14 protein-coding genes are annotated in these 14555 nt (G+C 72.1%); 9 read left to right on the forward strand and 5 right to left on the reverse strand.

Annotation, left to right across the window (positions count from 1 at the left end):
- The first annotated feature begins 3 nt into the window (after nt 1–3).
- Nucleotides 4–1137, forward strand: a complete 1134-nt coding sequence (locus ACFKCF_RS01780) for a M20 family metallopeptidase (RefSeq protein ID WP_394489867.1) — start codon at nt 4–6, stop codon at nt 1135–1137.
- Nucleotides 1138–1774: 637 nt separating this feature from the next.
- On the opposite strand, the gene ACFKCF_RS01785 is transcribed toward ACFKCF_RS01780, so the two are convergent.
- Nucleotides 1775–2797, reverse strand: a complete 1023-nt coding sequence (locus ACFKCF_RS01785) for an ROK family transcriptional regulator (protein WP_394489869.1) — start codon at nt 2795–2797, stop codon at nt 1775–1777.
- 73 nt (nt 2798–2870) lie between these two features.
- On the opposite strand from ACFKCF_RS01785, the gene ACFKCF_RS01790 reads away from it, so the two are divergent.
- From ACFKCF_RS01790 to ACFKCF_RS01815, 6 genes are all read left to right on the forward strand, one after another.
- On the forward strand, nt 2871–4046 hold the full coding sequence (locus tag ACFKCF_RS01790) for an MFS transporter (RefSeq protein ID WP_394489871.1): 1176 nt from the start codon (nt 2871–2873) through the stop codon (nt 4044–4046).
- A gap of 156 nt (nt 4047–4202) precedes the next feature.
- Entirely contained in the window at nt 4203–5120 is a 918-nt protein-coding gene (locus ACFKCF_RS01795; RefSeq protein ID WP_394489873.1) for an aminoglycoside phosphotransferase family protein, read from the forward strand.
- Between the two features lie 509 nt (nt 5121–5629).
- The gene (locus ACFKCF_RS01800) at nt 5630–5773 is read left to right on the forward strand and encodes a hypothetical protein (protein WP_394489875.1); all 144 of its coding nucleotides are present in this window, start codon (nt 5630–5632) and stop codon (nt 5771–5773) included.
- Between the two features lie 39 nt (nt 5774–5812).
- The gene (locus ACFKCF_RS01805) at nt 5813–6337 is read left to right on the forward strand and encodes an NUDIX hydrolase (protein WP_394489877.1); all 525 of its coding nucleotides are present in this window, start codon (nt 5813–5815) and stop codon (nt 6335–6337) included.
- 416 nt (nt 6338–6753) lie between these two features.
- Nucleotides 6754–7809 carry an LLM class flavin-dependent oxidoreductase gene (locus tag ACFKCF_RS01810; protein WP_394489879.1) on the forward strand — a complete coding sequence of 352 codons (1056 nt, stop codon included), beginning with the start codon at nt 6754–6756 and terminating at the stop codon, nt 7807–7809.
- A 17-nt stretch (nt 7810–7826) separates the two neighbouring features.
- Entirely contained in the window at nt 7827–9311 is a 1485-nt protein-coding gene (locus ACFKCF_RS01815) for an AMP-binding protein (protein WP_394489881.1), read from the forward strand.
- Between the two features lie 281 nt (nt 9312–9592).
- On the opposite strand, the gene ACFKCF_RS01820 is transcribed toward ACFKCF_RS01815, so the two are convergent.
- Entirely contained in the window at nt 9593–10135 is a 543-nt protein-coding gene (locus ACFKCF_RS01820) for a TetR family transcriptional regulator (RefSeq protein WP_394489883.1), read from the reverse strand.
- Between ACFKCF_RS01820 and ACFKCF_RS01825 the strand changes: the two genes are divergently transcribed.
- Nucleotides 10091–10924, forward strand: a complete 834-nt coding sequence (locus ACFKCF_RS01825; RefSeq protein ID WP_394489885.1) for a cytochrome P450 — start codon at nt 10091–10093, stop codon at nt 10922–10924. The genes ACFKCF_RS01820 and ACFKCF_RS01825 overlap by 45 nt on opposite strands.
- Before the next feature lie 72 nt (nt 10925–10996).
- Here ACFKCF_RS01825 and ACFKCF_RS01830 read toward each other — a convergent pair whose 3' ends face one another.
- Nucleotides 10997–11905 (reverse strand): cyclase family protein, encoded by a 909-nt coding sequence (locus tag ACFKCF_RS01830; protein ID WP_394489887.1) that lies wholly within the window; start codon nt 11903–11905, stop codon nt 10997–10999.
- A gap of 39 nt (nt 11906–11944) precedes the next feature.
- On the opposite strand from ACFKCF_RS01830, the gene ACFKCF_RS01835 reads away from it, so the two are divergent.
- Nucleotides 11945–13102 (forward strand): serine hydrolase domain-containing protein, encoded by a 1158-nt coding sequence (locus ACFKCF_RS01835; RefSeq protein WP_394489889.1) that lies wholly within the window; start codon nt 11945–11947, stop codon nt 13100–13102.
- Nucleotides 13103–13117: 15 nt separating this feature from the next.
- Here ACFKCF_RS01835 and ACFKCF_RS01840 read toward each other — a convergent pair whose 3' ends face one another.
- Complete coding sequence (locus ACFKCF_RS01840) at nt 13118–13855, reverse strand: SDR family NAD(P)-dependent oxidoreductase (protein ID WP_394490031.1); 738 nt, start codon at nt 13853–13855, stop codon at nt 13118–13120.
- Nucleotides 13855–14460 carry an isochorismatase family cysteine hydrolase gene (locus ACFKCF_RS01845; RefSeq protein WP_394489891.1) on the reverse strand — a complete coding sequence of 202 codons (606 nt, stop codon included), beginning with the start codon at nt 14458–14460 and terminating at the stop codon, nt 13855–13857. Before ACFKCF_RS01845 ends, ACFKCF_RS01840 begins: the two co-directional genes overlap by 1 nt.
- Nucleotides 14461–14555: the final 95 nt, after the last annotated feature.

Genomic DNA, 14555 nt, shown 5'->3' on the forward strand with positions numbered 1-14555 from the left:
CTCGTGTTGATCACCGACTGGGCCCGGCAGGCCCTCCCGGCCATGCTCGACGACCTCAAGGCCGCGGTGGAGCTGGAAACCCACAGCTACGACAAGGCCATGCTGGTCAAGGGGCTGCGCGAGATCCGCCGCCGGGCCGTCGAACGCCTCGGGACACCGGACGAGGAGGTCCTGCACGACGGCGGGTCGTACGGCGACATCCTGGAGCTGACCTATCAGGGCACCGCGCCCGGCACCGTGCTCCTGCTCAGCCACTACGACACCGTCTGGCCGACGGGGACGCTGGCCGGATGGCCGTTCGCGGTGGTGGACGGCAAGGCGACGGGGCCCGGCGCGTTCGACATGAAGAGCGGCCTCGTCCAGTCGATCTGGGCCCTGCGCGGGCTGCGCGAGCTCGGACTGCCGCATCCGAGCGTGCGCTACCTCTTCAACGGGGACGAGGAGATCGGCAGCCCCGCCTCACGGGCGCACATCGAGGCGGCCAGCGCGGACACGCTGGCGACCCTGGTCTTCGAGGCCTCCCAGGACGGCGCGCTCAAGACCGCCAGGAAGGGCGTGGGGCTGTTCAACGTGAGCGTGACCGGGGTGGAGGCGCACGCGGGGCTCGACCCGTACGCGGGGGCGAGCGCCATCCACGCCCTGGCCGAGATCGTCACCACCCTGGCCCGGGCCGGCTCCCGCGAGCGCGGCACCACCGTGAACGTCGGCCTGATCAGCGGCGGCACCGGACGCAACGTGACCGCCGGGGACGCGAGCTGCGGCATCGACGTACGCGTCACGGACCCGGCCGAGATGGGACGGATCGACGACGTCTTCGCCGGCCTGAGCGCGTCCGACCCTCGGGTGACCATCTCGGCCACCGGGGAGTGGAACCGCCCGCCCATGGCGCCGAACGCGGCCTCCCAGCGGCTGTTCAAGGAGGCGCAGGAGGTGGCGGCCGGGTTCGGATGGCTGCTGGACGAGGCGTCGGTGGGGGGCGCCAGCGACGGGAACTTCGTCTCGGCGCTGGGCCGGCCGGTGCTGGACGGGATGGGGGCGGTGGGGGACGGGGCGCATGCTCGGCACGAGCACGTGCTGGTGGAGCACATCTCGGAGCGCACGGCACTGACGATGGGCCTGATCACCGCCCTCGCCTGACGCCCCCACGGCTCCCCAACGGGACCCGGCCTCGGAACGGGCCCCCTGCGGCTCCCCAACGGGACCCGGCCCTCGGGACGGGAACCCCCAGCGACTCCCCAACGAGACACGGTCCCGGGACCGGCACCCCCTGCGACTCCCCAAGCGACCCGGCCTCGGGACCGGCACCCCCTGCGACTCCCCAAGCGACCCGGCCTCGGGACGGGCACTCGCTGCGACACCCCAACGGGACATGGCCTCGGGACGAGCACCCCCTGCGACTCCCCGAGGGCACGCAGCCCGCCCATGCAACGGGTCACTGATCCACCGTCACGCGCCCTCGGCCGGGGCCTCCGCCCGGACCTCCAGCGCCCGCTCGACAGCCGCCTTGTCCTGCACCTCAGGATGGGGGCAGCAGCCCCTCCGAGCGGGGCGAAGTCGGCGGGACAGCCCCTGCGAGTGGGGCGCGGCAAGCCCTCCGAGCGGGGCGCGGTCGGCGCGGCAGCCCGTCCGAGTGGGGCGCGGTCGGCGCGGCAGGCCCTGCGAGCGGGGCGCGGTCGGCGCGGTGCGGCAACGGCCCGCGCGGCGAACGCGGCCCAAGCCTGCGCCCGCGGTCCGGCCATCAGGCGGGATCTGGCGGCGGGACGTGGCGGTGGCGTCAGCCGAAGACGCGGTCGCGGGCCAGGTCCAGGGCGGTCAGCACGGCGCCCTGCAGCACCGCGTTGCCTGTGACCGTGCTGGCGCGGACCTCCGTGGGCGCAGGGGCCAGGGCGCGCAGGTGGTCGGCCACCAGCTCGGCCAGCTCGGCTCCACCCTCGTGGCCCGTCGTCCCGCCGAGGACGACGAGGCCCGGGTCGAGGAGGGTGGCGTAGGCAAAGGCACCCTGGGCGATCCGCCGGGCGAGCTCGTCCTGGTCAAGCCCCCGTAGGACCTCGGCGTTCACCAGATCGCAGAACGCCACGCCCCCTACCTCCAGGAACCCGATCTCCCCCGCGCCCCCCGACGCCCCCCGGCGCAGCCGGCCCCCGAGTACGACCGCCGCTCCCACCCCGTCGTCCAGCCAGAGGAGCACGAAGTCCTCGCTCCCGACGGCGGCTCCGGTGCGGAGCTCGGCGATGGCGGCCAGGTTCACCTCGTTCTCCAGGATCACGGGCACGCCCAGGCGCTCGCGTATGGACCCCATCATGCCGCGCCGCCAGCCGGGCACGTCGTTGGGCGACACCAGCTCCCCGTCACGCGGATCGACCAGCCCCGGCGCCCCGACCACGACCGTGTCCAGCGCGCGCCGACCCACCGCCCCCCCGACCACCGTCGCGATGAGGGCCGCCAGGTCGGCTCTCGCGCCGATCGTCGTCGTGGCCTCGCTGACCACCCGCCCGGCGAGGTCGGCGACCGTGACGTTGACGGCGTCGCGCCGTACGTCCACCCCGGCCACGTGGGCCCGGCCCGCCACCAGCCCGTACAGGCGCGCGTTCGGGCCCCGCCGGTCCTCGCCGCTCTCCCCCGTGACCTCGACGAGGCCGCCTGCCATGAGCCGTTCGATCAGGTCGGACACGGTCGGCCTGGACAACCCGGTCAGCGTGCGGAGCTGAGGGGCGGTCAGCGGCCCGTGCTCCAGCAGCAGGTCGAGAGCCAGCCGGTCGTTGATCGCCCGGGCCAGGGCGGGGGTGGCGGTCTTCACGGTCCTCATAATAATCAGGGACCCTGCCTGAAACCTCTTTTCATCAGGAAGCCTGCCTGATAATTTCTTGGCCATGAGCCATCACCGCGCCATTGCCGCCGTCTTCGTCGCGCACGGCGCCGTCGCCGGCAGCCTGTCCACGCGCATCCCCTGGATCCAGGAGCACCTGCACCTCAGCCCCGGCGCCCTCGGCCTCGCACTGCTGTGCCCGTCGATCGGCGCCTTCGTGGGCATGCCGATGGCCGGCCGCCTCGCTTACCGCTTCGGCAACCGCGCCGCCACCCGGGTTCTCCTCGCGCTGTGGTGTGCGGGCCTGGCCCTCCCCGCGCTCTCGCCGTCGCCCGTGTGGCTGTTCGGGGCGTTCCTGCTGTTCGGGGCGGCGGCGGGCATGTGCGACGTCGCAATGAACGCGCACGCCGTCCTCCTCGAACGGCAGCTGGGCCGCTCGATCATGTCGGGACTGCACGGCATGTGGTCCGTCGGCAGCCTGGCCGCCGGCGGACTCGGCGCCCTGGCCGCGCACGCGGGTCTCGACGCCCGGATCCACCTCGGAGCCATGTCGCTCGCGTTACTCGTCCTCGGGGCGGTGGCCGGGCGCGGCCTCCTCCCCGACAGCGGCATGGCGGGTCCCGTCCGCGACGCCGCGCCTGCGCCGCGGCGCTTCGCGCTCCCCACGCGCGCGATCCTGGCGATCGGGCTGGTCGGGTTCTGCGCGACGTTCGCCGAGGGCGCCAGCTCGAACTGGTCCGCCGTCTACCTCACCGCCGTCACCGACGCCGGCCCCGGGCTGGCCGCCGCCGGATACACCGTCTTCATGCTCTGCATGGCGAGCACGCGACTGCTGGGCGACCACGTCATCCGGCGGCTCGGTCCGGCGGCGACCGTCAGGGCGGGCGGTGCCGTGGCGGCGGTCGGCGGTGCCCTCGTGGTCGCCGCCCGCACGCCCGCGCTCGGCATCGCCGGGTTCGCCCTGGTCGGACTGGGGATCGCGGTGATCGTGCCACTCGTGATCGCGGCGGCGGGCAACGCGGGCACGACTCCGGGCGAGGGCGTGGCGGGCGTGGCGACGATCACGTACCTGTCGGGTCTGATCGCCCCCGCCGTGACGGGCTGGGTCGCGGGCGCGCTCGGCTACCCCGCCGCGTTCGCGCTGATCACATGCGTGGTCGTGCTGCTGACGTTGCTCGCCCCGGTCCTGCGCCCCTCCCGCCCCTCCCTCTCAGAAGGAGCCGTCCGTGTCGACGCCTGACCCGTGCGTCCTCGCGCTGCTTACCTTGCTCGCGCCCGTCCTGCACCCCTCCCCCTCACAAGGAGCCGTCCATGCCGACGCCTGACCCATGCGCCCTCGCGCTGCTGACCTTGCTCGCGCCCGTCCTGCGCCCCTCCCCCTCACAAGGAGCCGTCCATGTCGACGCCTGACCCCGACGACCTGCTGATCGACGAGGCCCTCGTGCGCCGCCTGCTGGCGGCCCAGTTCCCCCAGTGGGCCGATCTACCCCTCACCCCCGTGCCGCGGTCCGGGATGGACAACGCGACGTTCCGGCTCGGTACGGACATGTCCATACGACTGCCGCGCTATCGCCGGTGGGTCGGGCAGGTGGACCGCGAGCACGAATGGCTGCCCCGGCTCGCCCCGCACCTGCCGCTGCCGATCTCCGAGCCGCTCGCGAAAGGGGAGCCCGGCGAGGGCTATCCGTTCCCCTGGTCGGTCTACCGGTGGCTACCCGGCGAGACCACGGAAGACCTCGCCGATCCGGTCGAGGCGGCCAAGCAGCTGGCCGGGTTCGTCAGCGCGCTGCAGCGGATCGACGCGACCGGCGGCCCCGGACCTTCGTGGAGCAACGCGTTCCGCGGCGTGCCGATGGGCGACGAGCGCGACTCGGTGGCCGTCGAGGCCCGCGTACGACCCAAGATCGAAGCACTGCGCGGGATCGTGGACACCGGCGCGGTGACGGCCGTGTGGGAGGCGGCCCTGGCGGCCCCGGCCTGGGCCGGCCCGCCGGTGTGGATCCACGGCGACCTCGCGCCCGGGAACCTCCTGACCGTCGAGGGCAGGCTGAGCGCCATCATCGACTTCGGCACGCTCGCGGTCGGCGATCCCGCCGTGGACCTGTTGCCCGCGTGGACATTCCTGCCTCCAGCGGCTCGGGACGTCTACCGGGAGACGCTCGGGGTGGACGACGCGACGTGGGCGCGGGGCCGCGGCTGGGGCCTCGCGTCGTCGCTCCCGGTACCCGACGACCCCTACTACGCCGACCCGGTACGCGTCGAGCGAGCCCTGCGGCAACTCGACGAGATCATCGCGGACTTCCGTTCCACCTGAAACTGCGGCCGGCTTCGATCGAACAGCCGCGGTACCGCCCAACGCCCTGCCTGATCGCATGGTGATGACCACCCGGGCCTGGACCGGGCCGGGCGAGAGGAAGAGACCGTCGTCGCGGTGGGAGGCGGGTCGCGGTGATCGATCCTGCCCTGGGCGGCGCTCCCCCACCGCACAGGGCCCCTGATCCCGCAGACCGACGACGCGCCAGCCACCGAACCGGGCCAACGATCAGCAGAAGGATCAGCGTCTCTGAACGCCGCGCACCTCCACTCTTCGTCAGCAAGGCCGCGACGGGCGGCACACTACGTACAGCCGGGACTCCTGGAATGCCGGCAGGCCGAGGCGCCGCGGCGGCTCGGGGGCCTTACGCCTGCCCAGGGGTACGCCGAGGAGGCGCTGCGTCTGGCGGGCAGCTGCCACCTGCGGGGCAGGCGCACCGGCTGGCGACGCTCGCCCTCATTCTCGCCGCACGAGGAGAGCTCGAACAGGCCATCTCCACCGCTGAGCGCATGCTCGACCGCGCCGCCGGCATGGAATCCGAGCGCCTCGCCGAACGCATCGTGGCAGTGACAACGGCGCTGAGCGCCTACGACACGCAGTTCGTCAAGGCGTTCGTCGCTCGCGCCAGGCAGCAGACGGACACCCCCTTGTAGCGTGGGGCCGATTCAGGCGTCCACCGTGGGAGCAGCCGCATGCGCTGGCAGGTTCACTCCGAAGAGCAGCTCTACACCGACCCATGGCTCGATGTCCGGGTGGCCGATGTGGAGCTTCCCGATGGAAGGCATCTCGATCATCGACTCATCCGCACGGCGCCCGGTGCCGGTGCGGTCGTCATGGATGAGCAGAATCGCGTGCTGCTCATCTGGCGGCACCGCTTCATCACCGACACGTGGGGATGGGAGATCCCCATCGGCAAGGTCGACGAAGGCGAGGAGCCGATCGCGGCCGCCGCCCGGGAGGTCAAGGAAGAGACCGGCTGGCGGCCCGGCCCCTTGCGTCCGTTGCTCTACACGCAGCCGACCAGCGGCATCTCGGACTCCGAACATCACATCTTCCGCGCCGACCGCGCCCAGTACATCGGCCCGCCTACCGAAGCATGGGAGGCTGAGCGCATCAAGTGGGTACCGCTCACGGAGATCCGCCGCCTGATCGACAAGCGCGAACTCGTCAGTGGGACCAGCATGAACGCCCTGCTCTACGCTCTTACAGAGGTGTAGCCGCCCACGATCGCGGTTCCGCCGGCCTCGCGGCCCGTACCTTCGATCGCCTCGCACAGGCGCCTGCCGCACCAATCCGCAGGCTGACCGTCCTCCCTCGGGCGGGGGTTCCAGCGGATCCATCCGGTGACCACGCGACGGGCGGTCGACTGGCGAGCGAAGCGAGCGGGCTTCGGGGTGGGCTCCAGCAGGTCAAGCCGGTAACCGGGCAAGGGATGGGGGCCGGCGAGCGGGGGTTTCGGGGGGGTCGAAGGGGGGCGGAGCCCCTCCTGGGAGGCGCTGTCTGGAGCCCCTTGGCGCGAAGCGCCGCCTTCGTGGAAGGCCATGCGTTTCCCCCGGGCCCTGGGGCGTTCCTGGGTGGCGTGGTACGCTCCCAAGCGAGCGCTTGGTTTAGTTGTCTGCCGAGAGGTCGCCGTATGAAGTTCTCGACCTTCCACCTCTTCCACCGCTTCGACGGCCATAGCTTCAAGGACGTCTATGACTACCATCTGGAGCTCGTCGAGCTGGCCGAGGAGCTGGGGTTCGACGGGGTACGGCTGGCCGAGCACCACTTCCGGGACTACGGCGTCGTCCCCAACCTGTTCACGATGCTGGCCCACGCCGCCGCCCGCACCTCCCGCATCCGGCTCGGCACGGGCATCGTGGTGCTGCCCCTGCACAACCCGGTCCACGTGGCCGAGGAGGCCGCGATGGTGGACGTGCTCTCCGGAGGACGGCTCGACCTGGGGATCGGGCGGGGGTATCAGAGCTTCGAGTTCGAGGGGTTCGGGATAGATCTGGCGGAGGCCCGCGATCGGTTCAACGAGGCGCTGGAGGTGATCGTCGGACTCTGGACGCAGGACTCGTACCAGCATGAGGGGAAGTTCTACAAGACCGGCTCCGAGGTGAGCCTCATCCCTAGGCCGCTGCAGTCGCCGCACCCGCCGCTGCACGTGGCGGCCGTCTCCCCCGAGACCGTGACCATGTACGCCGAGCGCGGGCTGCCCATCCTCGCCGACCCGGCGGCGCCGTTCCGCAAGGTCGTCAAGGCGGCGGAGACCTGGCGGGAGACGGCCGCGCAGGCGGGCCACCCCGAGGGCGTGGAGCTGGTGGTGGCACGCAGCGTGTACGTGGCCCCGACGCTGGAACAGGCGCGCGAGGACCAGGCGCGGTTCGAGGCGTCGTTCGACCGCTCGCGGATCTTCAACGAGCGCAGCGCCCCCATCGACCCCAAGACCGGCCGGGCCGCGCAGGGCTTCGAGTACTACCAGGACCGCTACCTCAAGGGCGGCACGGTGTCGACCGACTTCCGGTGGGAGCAGCTGGACGTGATCGGGGACCCGGAGCGGGTGATCCAGCAGATCTCCCTCCTGCGGGACTCCGGCTTCTCGAACCTCCTGTGCGACTTCGGCAGCACCCGCCCGATGCCGCTGGAGGAGATGAAGCGGATCATGCGCTTCTTCGCCGCCGAAGTCATGCCCGCGTTCCGGTAACTCCTCGGGAGGCTCAGATGATCCACAGCCTGTCCCTGTCAGACCTCCTCGCCGATCACGCCCGCAGCCGTCCCCTGGTCACGGCGGTGGTGGACGGGGAGGTACGGCGTACGTACCCCGAGCTCGACGCCCGGGTGACCCGGCTGGCCGACGCCCTGGCGGGGCGGGGTGTGGCGGCCGGGGAGCGGGTGGTGTGGCTCGGCCAGAACTCCCATGCCGTACTGGAGCTGCTGCTGGCCTGCTCGCGGCTGGGCGCGATCCTCTGCCCGGCCAACTGGCGGCAGTCGGAGGACGAGCTGCGGTTCGTACTGTCCGATCTGACGCCCAAGGTTGTCGTATGGGAGCCTTCGGACGCCACCACGGCCGTGTCCGAGAGCACGTGGGTGCGGGCCGGGGACGAGTACGAGGCGCTCGTGGAGAGCGGATCCCCGAGGGACTTCCCGCAGGTGGACGACGGCGAGCCGGTCCTCGCCCTCTACACCGCCGCCTTCGACGGACGCCCCAACGCGGCCCTGCTCAGCAGCGCCGCCCTGGTCGCCCACAGCGCCTCGCTCCTCGTCGTACGCCAGATGGAGCCCGGCTTCACGTTCCTCAACAACGGCCCGCTCTTCCACGTGGGCACGATGATGTTCTGCCTGGCCACGTTCCAGATCGGCGGCACGAACGTGTTCACGCCCGCCTTCGACGCCGAAGAGGTCTGCCGCCTGATCGACGCCGAGCGGGTGACGCAGGCGTTCCTGTTCGGGCCGATGATCGACGCGGTGACGGCCGCGAACGCCGGTGGCAAGTACGACCTGTCGTCGTTGAGGTTCGTCTCTCATTCGGCCGAGTGGGACAGCATGATCACGGTGGACGACTCTCCATGGTGCCGGTCCAAGATGGGCGGGTACGGGCAGACCGAGGTCGGCGGGATGCTCACGTTCCTCGGGCTGGCCGACGGCGGCTCGGGGTTCGCGGGACGTCCCTCTCCGCTCGTCCAGGTACGCATCCTGGCCCCGGACGGGACCGAGTTGCCGCCCGGCGAGGTGGGCGAGATATGCGCCCGCGGCAAGACCCTCTTTTCCGGATATTTCGCCCGGCCCGACTTAAATGCGGCTAAGTCAGCGTACGGCTGGCACCACACCGGCGACCTCGGCCGCCGCGAACCCGACGGCACCATCACCTTCATCGGCCCCAAGCTCCGGATGATCAAATCGGGCGCCGAGAACATCTACCCGGCCGAGGTGGAACGCGCCCTCAAGTCCCACCCGGCCGTGGCCGACGCCGCCGTCATCGGCGTCCCCGACCCCACCTGGCATCAGGCGGTCAAAGCGGTCGTCGCCCTCAAACCGGACGCCACCGCCACCGCGGACGAGCTCGTCGACCACGTCAGGACGCAGCTGGCGTCGTACAAGAAGCCGAGCCACGTGGCGTTCGTGGACGCGATACCGAAGCGCGGCTTCACGCCCGACTACGACGCCCTGGACTCGGAACACGGCGGCGGCAACTACCCGGGCACCTGAACTCAGACGGGCGCGGCCGACGACCGGCCGACCACCGGCCGCACGGGCGCAGGCGCGTGGGACGGGGGTGGCCCGGTGTGCATGGCCAGGCGAAGGGGCGATGGCTGGGCGAGCGGGCGGGCGTCGGCCGGCGGGTGCGAGGGAACGAAGGAGCGAGCGTTGGCCTGGGCGGGCTTAGCCGTGACCAGGCGCGCATGACCAGACGGGCGTGACCAGGCCGGCTTGAGCGGGCCGCCGTAACCAGGCGGGCGTCTGCGGGCGGGCGTGCCCCGGTGGGTGGGTTACAGGGGGAGGCCTGCTTCCAGGTGGGCCAGGGCCTGGTCGAGTTCGGCTGGGGCGTCCAGGGTCGGGTCCTTCACCAGGTCCAGCCAGACCGCCATGAGCACCCCCACGATCGCCCCCGTGACATTGCGCAGCTCCGGATCGTCCGCCGACCGGCCCTCCCGAGCCGCCAGTTGCTCGTGCATGACCCTGACCACGCCGCTGATGTTGTCCAGGCTGGCCGCCCACAGCTCGGGCACCATGAACATGAGCTTCTCCCGCTCCATGCTCTCGGCGAACTCCTCCGCCGTCTGCCCGGCCAGCACCACCCGCATCGCGGCCCGGACCGCCGGCACGGGCTTGAGGTGGGCGGGGACGGACTGCAGCGCCTCGATGAAGGGCGGGAACTGGTCGACCAGCACCAGCTCCTCTTTTGTGGCGAAGTAGCGGAAGACGGTGCTCGGCGCCACCTCCGCCGCCTCCGCGATCTGCTCGACCGTCGTCGCGGCGTGCGCAGGATGCGCCTGCTGGAGCCGCGCATCGAGCAGATCGCGGCCGAACACCTCGACGCCATGGCGAAGGCGGGCCCGCCGGTCGACCTGGTGACGGCCTACGCCCTGCCGATCCCCTCGCTGGTCATCTGCGAGCTGCTCGGGGTGCCGTACACCGACCACGACTTCTTCCAGGACCGCAGCGCCGCCCTCGTCACCCCCGGCAGGGACGGCGCGCAGGCGACGGCCGACCTCACCGCCTATCTCGGCGAGCTGGTACGCCGCAAGCGGGTCGAGCCGGGCGACGACCTGATCAGCGGCCTGACCGGCGAGCTGACGGACGAGGAGCTGACCTACGTCGCGCTGATCCTGCTCGTGGCGGGCCACGAGACCACCGCGAACATGCTGGCGCTGGGCGTGTTCGCACTGTTGAAGGAGAGCCTGCCGTTCGAGGAGAACGCGGTGGAGGAGCTGCTGCGCTGGCTGTCGATCCTGCACCAGGGAGCGCCGTCCAGGGCCGCGCTGGAGGACGTGGAGGTCGCGGGCGTGCTGGTCAGGAAGGGCGAGACGGTCGCCCTGTCCCTCCCCGTGATCAACCGCGACGACGCGGTGTTCGAAGAGCCGGACGCGCTCAAACCGGACCGGCCGGACGCGCGGCGGCATCTGGCCTTCGGCCACGGCGTGCACCAGTGCCTGGGGCAGCAGCTCGCGAGGAACGAGCTGCGCATCGGCTACCGGGCGCTGTTCGAGCGCTTCCCCGGGCTGCGGCTGGCCGTCCCCGCCGCCGAGGTGCCGCTGAAGCACGACGCCTCGGTGTACGGGGTCAGATGCCTGCCGGTGACGTGGCCGACCACTGGCTGAGACGTTCCAGGGTCTGGCCGGCGCGTTCACCGGGTCGCAGCGGACCGTGGCGCCGATCGCGTGCAAAGGGGATCAGAGGATGGCCAGCGGGGTCACCGGGCTGCCCGTGCCGCCCTCGATCCGGAGCGGCGCCACCACGAACACGAACTCCGCACATCCCCTCTCCCCCAGCTCCTCCAGCCAGAGCATCTCGATCAGGTGGACGCCGTGCCGGTGCAGCAGGATGAGATGCAGGTCGTCGGTGAGGCCCTCGTCGGCGAGGCCGCGGGCGTTGAGCCCGCCGATGGCGGCGTTGTCCGAGGCCACCACCGACACGTCGTGTGCCGCGAGCCAGCGGCCCGCCTCCGCCGACAGCCCGGGCTGGCCCGACCAGTACTCCTCGCGCGAGCGTCCCCACACCGCAGGCCACCCGGTACGGATCACCGCCGCGTCCCCCGGCCGCGGCGTGGCGATCTCGGCCAGCAGCTCCGCCGGGATCCGGAAGTCGGCGGGCAGGTGGTCGAGGCCGAGGTGCCGGGGCACGTCGAACAGCACTCCCCTGGCCACCACGCCGCCCACCTGCTCGATGCCGCACCTGGTCGCCCCGTAGGAGCGGACCCGGGCCGCCGGGTGGCCGTTGTAGAGCTCGTCGCCCGACCACATGTGGCACAGCGCGTCCATGTGGGTGGTGGTGCCGTGATGGCTGACGACCAGCGCGTCGTCGGCCACGTACAGGCCCTCTCCGATCGCGCGGGCGCCGGCCGCGTAGTCGCCGCCGTCCACGGACATGAAGTGCTGCGGCAACGGGCGGCCCGGCAGGTGCGGCACCGTCGTGGGGGCGGGTGAGGAGGTCGCGCCCTTGATCGGCATGGCCAGGCTCAGCACCTCGCCCGTGGTGGCGCTGCGCAGGGCGTCGAGCACCACGGCGGGGGTGAGGAGGTTGAGGGTGCCGCGCTGATCGTCTGGGCCGAATCGTCCCCAGTTGTTAGGCTCGTGAACCAAGTAAGCGCTTCCTTTCTTCTGTTCTCACACGGAGGTGTGATGCACTGCGATCCGCGGTTCTCCCGCGTGCGCGAGGTGTTCGAGCGGCAGCTCGCCGACGGCGCGGAGCTGGGCGCCGCCTTCGCCGTCCACCTGGACGGCGAGCTGGTCGTGGACCTGTGGGGCGGCGTCGCCGACCGGCACACGGGACGGCCGTGGGAGCACGACACGCCCGCCTTCGCCTACTCCTGCACCAAGGCGATCACCGCCACCGTGCTGCTGCAGCTGGCCGAGCGGGGGCTGGTGGACGTCCCGGGGGCCGTCGCGGACGTGTGGCCGGAGTTCGCGGCCCGGGGCAAGGGGACGATCACCGTCGAGCACCTGCTCACGCACCAGAGCGGGCTGCCGGTGGTGGAGGAGCCGGTGCCGGTGGAGGAGTTCGGGGACCTGGCGGCCATCGCCGCCCGGCTCGCCGGTCAGGCGCCGCTGTGGGAGCCGGGGTCGGCGCACGGGTATCACGCGCTGTCGTACGGCTTCCTGGTGGGGGAGGTGATCAGGCGCGTGACGGGCAAGTCGGTCGGCGAGCTGGTGTCCGCCGAGATCGCCGGGCCGCTGGGGCTGGAGCTGTGGGTGGGCGCGCCGGACGCGGTGATCGCCCGTACGGCCCGCCTCAAAGCAGGTGAAAGCCCCCGAACGGGTGCGGGCCCGGCGCCCACCGAGGGACAGTCTGAGACTGTGCCGGCCGAGATGGCCAAGGCCGCGCTCGATCCGCACAGCCTCATGAACCGGGCGCTCGGCAACCCCGGCATGCACCGGCTCAAAGGCGGCGCCAACCACCCCGTCATCCTGCGCGCCGGCTGGCCCGCGGCCGGGGTCGTCACCACGGCCAGGGGGCTGGCCGGGTTCTACCGGTCGCTGGTCGCGGGCGACCTGCTGCGTCCCGAGACGCTGCGGGACGCCGTACGCCCCCGCGTGCACGGCCCCGACCGCGTCCTGTTCCTCGACACCTCGTTCGGCCTCGGCTACATGCGGCCGTCGATGACGTTCCCGATGCCGTCCGAGACCGCGTTCGGCCACTCCGGGCTGGGCGGCTCCCTCGGCATCGGCGACCCGGAGCGCGGTCTGGGCATCGGCTACGTCATGAACAAGATGGCCAACGCCGTCTCCGGCAACCTGCGCGGCCTGCGGCTGGTGCAGGCCGTCTACGACTCGCTCTGACCGCCTCATGATCGCTCAGTGCATGGTCACGCCGCCGCTCACCGACAGCGTCTGCCCGGTGATGTACGCGGCGCGATCCGTACAGAGGTAGGCCACCAGGCCGGCCACGTCGGCGGGCGTGCCGAGGCGGCGCAGCGGGATGCCCCGCGCGATCTTGTCCACCAGCCCCGGCTCGGCCGCCGACACCCGCCGGAGCATCGGCGTGTCGGTGGGACCCGGGCAGACCACGTTCGAGGTGACGTGCGCCCTGGCGGCCTCCCGGGCGAGCGTCTTGGCCAGGCCGAACAGCGCCGCCTTGGTCGCCGCGTACGCGCCCTCGCCGCCCGACCCCGCCCTGGCGCCGTCCGAGGAGATGAACACCAGCCGCCCGCGGCCCCTGGCCGCCATCCCGGGCAGCAGCAGCTTGGTGAGCAGCATCGGCCCGCGCAGGTTGACCTGCCACATGAGGTCCCAGTTCGCCGGGTCGCTCTCGGTGAACGGCTCCACGATCGACACCCCGGCGTTGTGCACCAGGATGTCCACCGGGCCCACCGCGCCGCCGAACTCCTCGACGGACACCGGTGAGGCCAGGTCGACGGCCAGCGCCCGCGCGCCGGGCAGGCCGGAGGCCACCTTCTCCGCGTTCGGCAGGTCCACGTCGGCGACGACGACCTCCGCGCCCAGCGCGGTCAGGTCCGTCGCGATGGCCGCGCCGATCGCGCCCGCTCCCCCGGTGACCACCGCCACGCGCCCGTCCAGGCGCAGCCCGTCCATCACTTCCCCGTCCATTCTCCCAGGGCCTCGACCAGGTCGGCGGTGGTGGCTCGGGTGGCGAGGAGGCTGACCGTGTGTTTCAGTACGGCCTGCGCGTACTCCTCCGGGATGCCCGCCACCGCGTCCCTGACCACGGTCACCCGGTAGCCCAGGTTGACCGCCTCCAGCGCGAGCCCGGGGATGCCCAGGTTGAGCGAGACCCCCAGCGCGACCACGTGGGAGACGCCCAGCGAGCGCAGCGTCATGTCGAGCGAGGTGCCGGTGAACGGGGAGAAGCCGTGGTGGCGGCGGCTCTCCAGGTCGCCGCCGTCCCACAGCTCCGGCAGGACCTCGGTGGCGGCCGTGCCCTCCAGCATGTGGCCGGGGTCCTTGAGCAGGGCGACGATGAACGGGCAGTTGTCCGTGTGGGAGCCGGCCCGGTCGGGGCGGAAGGCCGCCGTGCAGTGGATCACCGGGATGCCGGCCGACCTGGCCGCGTGGAGGAGGCGGGCGGCGTTGGCGACGACGTCGTGCCGCGCGCAGGCCTCCACCAGATCCGGAAATTTCGTGATATCGCCGACGACGCCCCTCTGCATCTCCATCACCAGCACGGCCACGCGCTCCACGGGCGACCTCCGTCGATTTAGCCGAGCGCTTGCTTGGGACGCCTCAGCATATCACCCGCGACACAGGGTTATTTCGCATTAACGCCCGGCGAAAT

This window comes from Nonomuraea sp. JJY05 (assembly GCF_043496855.1).
Lineage (GTDB): Bacteria > Actinomycetota > Actinomycetes > Streptosporangiales > Streptosporangiaceae > Nonomuraea.

Bases quoted from the DNA above. Each gene is read 5' to 3' on its own strand.
- ACFKCF_RS01790 (WP_394489871.1), top strand. From the start codon at position 2,871: ATGAGCCATCACCGCGCCATTGCCGCCGTCTTCGTCGCGCACGGCGCC.
- ACFKCF_RS01795 (WP_394489873.1), top strand. From the start codon at position 4,203: ATGTCGACGCCTGACCCCGACGACCTGCTGATCGACGAGGCCCTCGTG.
- ACFKCF_RS01800 (WP_394489875.1), top strand. From the start codon at position 5,630: ATGCTCGACCGCGCCGCCGGCATGGAATCCGAGCGCCTCGCCGAACGC.
- ACFKCF_RS01805 (WP_394489877.1), top strand. From the start codon at position 5,813: ATGCGCTGGCAGGTTCACTCCGAAGAGCAGCTCTACACCGACCCATGG.
- ACFKCF_RS01810 (WP_394489879.1), top strand. From the start codon at position 6,754: ATGAAGTTCTCGACCTTCCACCTCTTCCACCGCTTCGACGGCCATAGC.
- ACFKCF_RS01815 (WP_394489881.1), top strand. From the start codon at position 7,827: ATGATCCACAGCCTGTCCCTGTCAGACCTCCTCGCCGATCACGCCCGC.
- ACFKCF_RS01825 (WP_394489885.1), top strand. From the start codon at position 10,091: ATGCGCCTGCTGGAGCCGCGCATCGAGCAGATCGCGGCCGAACACCTC.
- ACFKCF_RS01835 (WP_394489889.1), top strand. From the start codon at position 11,945: ATGCACTGCGATCCGCGGTTCTCCCGCGTGCGCGAGGTGTTCGAGCGG.
- ACFKCF_RS01840 (WP_394490031.1), bottom strand. From the start codon at position 13,855: ATGGACGGGCTGCGCCTGGACGGGCGCGTGGCGGTGGTCACCGGGGGA.